Annotated in this window: 1 protein-coding gene; it reads right to left on the bottom strand. The window is 78.6% G+C overall.

From position 1 onward, the window contains the following. Positions 1 to 4,594: apolipoprotein A-IV repeat region-like domain-containing protein (locus tag DT057_RS33970; RefSeq protein ID WP_477458733.1), on the bottom strand; the 4,594-nt coding region annotated here is incomplete at both ends.

The following is a 4,594-nucleotide window of genomic DNA, read 5'->3' as shown; positions in this document are numbered from 1 at the left end:
GCGGACGCGGACGGCCCGGGGGCCGGCCGGGGCGCGGGGCCCGAGCGGCCGGCCTCGGCGGCGCGCGCCTCGGCCCGCGGCATCGTCACGTCGACCGAGCGGCCGGAGCGGGACACCAGGGCCGAGAGCTCGTTCAGGGCCTTGATCTGCTCGGCCACCACCCGGCGCATCTCGCCCGTCGCGTCCTGGGTCTCCCGCGGGATGCTGACCACTCCGCGCTGGAGGTCCTCGCGGATCTCCTCGAGGGTGCGCCGGATCTCGGCCGCCATGCCGCGCATGGACTCGACCGTGCCCTGGAAGCGCTCGGCCGCGCCCCCGAAGGCCTCGCGCAGCTCGCCCGAGGCCCCCTCGACCGCCTGGCGCACGGAGGCCGCCGCGCGGGCGCCCTCCTCGCCGCTGCCGCTTCGCAGGCGCTCGAAGGCCTCCGACACCGAGGCGCCGGCCTGGCGGGCGCTCTCCTCGATCTCCCGGCCCAGCGCCTGCGTGCGGGTCTCGAGCCCCCGCAGGGTGCCCTCGACCCGGGCGCCGACGCCCTCCGTGGCCTCGGCGAGCGCCGTCGAGCGCGCGTCGATGCGGGCGAGCAGCGCGTCGACCGCCGCCTGCCGCTCCGACAGGGAGGCGGCCATCCGGCCCTCGACGCCCTCGAGGGTGCCGGCGGCCTGCGTCAGGCTGCCGATGTGCTGGCGGGCGGTCTCCGTCAGCGCCTTGCCGCGGGCGTCGAGGGACGCCGCGAGGCTGGTCGCCTGCCGCAGGGCGCCCGTGGCGGCGCCCTGGAGCGCCTCCACCTGCCCGGCGACCTGGTCCGAGGCGCGGCCGGTCTCGGTCGCGATCTCGGCCAGCGCGGCCTGGATCTCCTGGACCCGGCCGGCGAGCCCGCCCTCGATCGCCGCCAGGTTCTGGCCGGCGCTGCCGACGAGCTCCTGGAGCGCCTGGCAGGCGGCCTCGACGCGGTTGAGGAGGCCGCCGAGGTCGCCCCCGAGGCGCTGGTTGACCTCCGTCAGGGTCGCGACCGCCCGGGCCGCGCCCTGGTCGGCGGCCCGCCGCAGGTCGTCCGCGGCGCCGGCCGAGAGCGCGGCGAGCTCGTCGGCCCGCTCGCGCAGCTGCGCCACCACGCCGCCGACCCCGTGCGAGACGGCCCGCTCCAGGGCCTCGCTGCGCTCGCCCAGCGCCGCCACGAGGTCGCTGCCCGGACCCTCGACGAGGCCGCGCAGCTGCGCGATCCGGCGGTCGAGGCCGTCCGCGACGGTCTCGCCGCTCACCTCCAGGGCGGTCACCAGGGCGGTGCCGCGCCCGTCGATGGACTCGCGCAGGGTCGCGGCCGTGGCCTCGAGGGTGCGGCCGAGGGCGCCGCCGCGGCCCTCGACGAGCTCCTGGAGGGCCTGGACCCGCTCGCCGAGGCTGCGGGCGAGCTCGCCGCCGCGCCCGTCGATCGCCTGCGTCAGGTCCCGGGCCGTCTCGGCCAGGCTGCGGGCGAGCGTCGCGCTGCGCTGGTCGATCAGCGCCGCGAAGGCGGCGGCGCGGCGGTCGAAGCCCGTGGCCAGGAGGGCGCTGCGCTCGTCCACGGCGCCGCTCAGGGCGGCGGCGCGCTCGTCCATGGTCCCCCGCAGGGCGGCCACGCGCTCGTCCATGGTCCCGGTCAGCGCCGCCACGCGCTCGTCCACGGCGCCGTTCAGCGCCGCCACGCGCTCGTCGAGGGCCGCGGTCAGCGCCGCCGTGCGGGCGTCGACGAGGGCCGCGTAGGCGTCGCTGCGGTCGTCGAAGGCGTCCGCCAGGGCCTCGCCCCGCGCCGCCACCAGGGCCGCGAAGGCGCGCATGCGGCCGTCGATGCGGGCCGTGAAGGCGGCGCTGCGCTCGTCCACGGCGCCCGACAGGGCCTCGGTCCGGGCCTGCATCAGGCCGGCGAGCTCCGCCGCCCGGGTCTCGACCACCGCCCCGAAGGCCACCGCCCGCTCGTCCACGGTGGCGCCGAGGGCGTCGATCCGGGCCTGGAGGCGGTCGCTGACGGCCTGCCCGCTCGCGTCGAGCTGGCGGCCGAGCTCCCGCACCTGCCCGTCGAGGAGGCCGCCGAAGGCCGCGCTGCTGCGGTCGAGCGCCCCGGAGAGCTCGCCGATGCGGCTCTCCAGCAGGGTGCCGAGGGCGCCGCCGCGGCTGTCGAAGGTCGCGGCGAGGTCGGCCTGGCGGGCGTCGAGCAGGCCCGCGAGCGCGTCGCCGCCCCGCACGATCGTGCTCGAGAGCGCGTCGATGCGCTCCTGCACCCGGCGGGCCAGGATGTCGCCGGCCGAGACCAGCTCGGCGAGGGCGCGGTGGCGCCCGTCGACCAGCCCGGCCAGGGTGGTCCCGCCCTGGTCGAGGGCGCCCGCGAGGGCGCCGGTGCGCTCCTGCAGCAGGGCCGCGAGGGCCTCGGTCCGCGTGGCGAGCTCCTGGGACAGGGCGTTCTGGTGCCCGTCGAGGACGGTGGTCAGGGTCTCGGCGTTGCGGTCGATGAGGCCGCTGACGCCGTCGATGCGCGCCTGGATCAGGCCCGCGACCTCGTCGCCGCGGGCGGCCAGGAGGGTGGCGAGCGCGTCGCCGCGGTCGTCCATCAGCGCCGCGACGGCGCGGGCCCGCTCCTCGACCGTCGCGTCGAGGTCCCGGATGCGCGCCTGCATCCGCTGCGCCAGCCCGTCGGCCCCGGCCTCCGCGGCCTGCGCGAACGCCGCGGTGCGGCCGTCGAGGAGGGCGCCGAGGGCGTCGGTGCGGGCCTCGACGGTCTGCGCGAAGGCGGCGCCGCGCCGCTCCACCAGGAGGTCGAGGGCGGCGAGGCGCTTGTCGAACAGGGTGCCGAGGGCGCGGGTGCCCTCGTCCACCGCGCCGACCGCGCGGCCGACCCGCTCCTCCAGCGCCGCCGCGAGGTCCTCGCCGCGGGCGGCGAGCACGCCCCGGAGCGCGCCGGCCCGGTCGTCCATGACGGCGCCGAGGGCGCCGGCCTGGTCGTCGAGGAGGGTGCGGACCGCGCCGGTGCGCTGCTCCAGGGTCTCGTGCAGGGCGCGCAGCCGGGCGTCGAGGCCGGCATGCAGCGCCTCGGCCTGGCTGTCGAGGAGGGCGCGGATCATCGCGGCCTGCTCGTCCACGAGGGCCGAGAGGGCCTTCAGGCGGTCGCCGAACAGGCGGTCCACCACCGCCTCGCGCTCGTCGAGGAGGGCCGTGAGGGCGGTGGTGCGCTCCGAGACGGAGCCGGCGAGGCGCCCGGTCCCCGTCTCGAGGACCCGGTCGGCCTCCCGCACGGTCTCGCGCAGGGAGCCCAGGATGGTCTCGCCCCGGTGGTCGAGCAGCTCGGCCAGAGCCGCGCCGCCGCGGTCGAACAGGCGCGCCAGCTCGGTGACGCGGCCGCCCAGGGAGCCGAACATCGCCCGGCCGCGCTCGTCGAGCTCCGCCGCCATCGCGGCGGTCCGCTCGTCCACGAGGCGGCCGAGGGTGTCGGCCCGCCCGTCGAAGGCGGCGCGGATCGCCTCGGCCTGGGCCGCGAGGTCGCGGGTCGCCTCGCCGCCGTGGCGCTCCACGAAGGCGACGAGCTCCCGGGTGCGGGCGCCGAGCTCCTCGTCGAGGCCGCGGGTGCGGCTCTCGATCAGGCGCAGGGCCTCCTCGGCCTTGACGCCGAAGGTCTCGTCGATGACGCGGCTGCGCTCGTCGAGGGCGGTGCCGAGGGCGTCGAGGCGCGAGAGCACCCGCTCGTCGAACTGCGTCGCGCCGGCGTCGAGGCGCCGGGTCAGCTCGTCGGTGCGCCGGCCGAGCGCGTCGCCGATCTCGTCGGCGCGGGCCGTCAGCGTGTCGCTCATGGCCTGGCTGCGGGCCGTGATGGCGCGGGCGAGCTCGTCGGCGCGGGCGTCGAGGGCCTGGGCGACCTCGCGGCCGCCCTCGGCCATGACCCGGGCCATCTCGCCGGCGCGCACGATCAGGGCCTCGTTCAGAGCCGTGGCGCGGGCGCCGAGCTGCTGGTCGACGTGGGCGACGAGGGTGCTGAAGGTGGCGCCGATCTCGGCGCTGCGCTTGGCCGAGCGGTCCTCCAGGGCGCCGAGCTGGGTCTCGACGATCTCGCGCGCCTCCCGGGCCCGGTCGGCGATGCTCTCGGCGACGGCGCGGCCCTGCACCGTGATGATGCGGTCCATCTCCTCGATCCGGCCGCCGACGGTCTCGGTGAGGTGGTGGGTGTCGCGGGTGAGGCGGTCGGCCAGGATGTCGCCGCGGGCGATGGTCTCCTGGAGCGCCGCGAGGCGGCTCGTCAGGGCCTCGTCGAGGGAGCGGCCGGTCGTCTCGGTGGCGCTCGCGAGGGCCGTGCCGGTGCGGGTGAGCACCTCGTTCACCCGGGCGCCCTGGCTGGCCACCGCCACCACGATGTCGCGGCCCACCGTGGCGAGCCGGGTCTGGGTCTCGTCGGCGTGCTGGCCGATCAGGTCCGTGACGCTGCGGCCGTGGCCGTCGAACGCCGTCCCGACCTCGGCGAGGCGGGCGGCGAGCGCCTGCCCGACCTCCTCGGCCGCGTGCCCGATGGCGCGCGCCGCCGCCTCGGCCCGCTCGGCAAGGCCTCCGACCGAGGTGCGCAGCGCCGCGTCCGCCG

The sequence above is a fragment of the Methylobacterium crusticola genome (genome assembly GCF_003574465.1).
In the GTDB taxonomy this organism is placed as follows: domain Bacteria; phylum Pseudomonadota; class Alphaproteobacteria; order Rhizobiales; family Beijerinckiaceae; genus Methylobacterium; species Methylobacterium crusticola.
The sequence above is the reverse complement of the archived record's forward strand: the minus strand, read 5'-3'. Positions and strand labels throughout refer to the sequence as shown.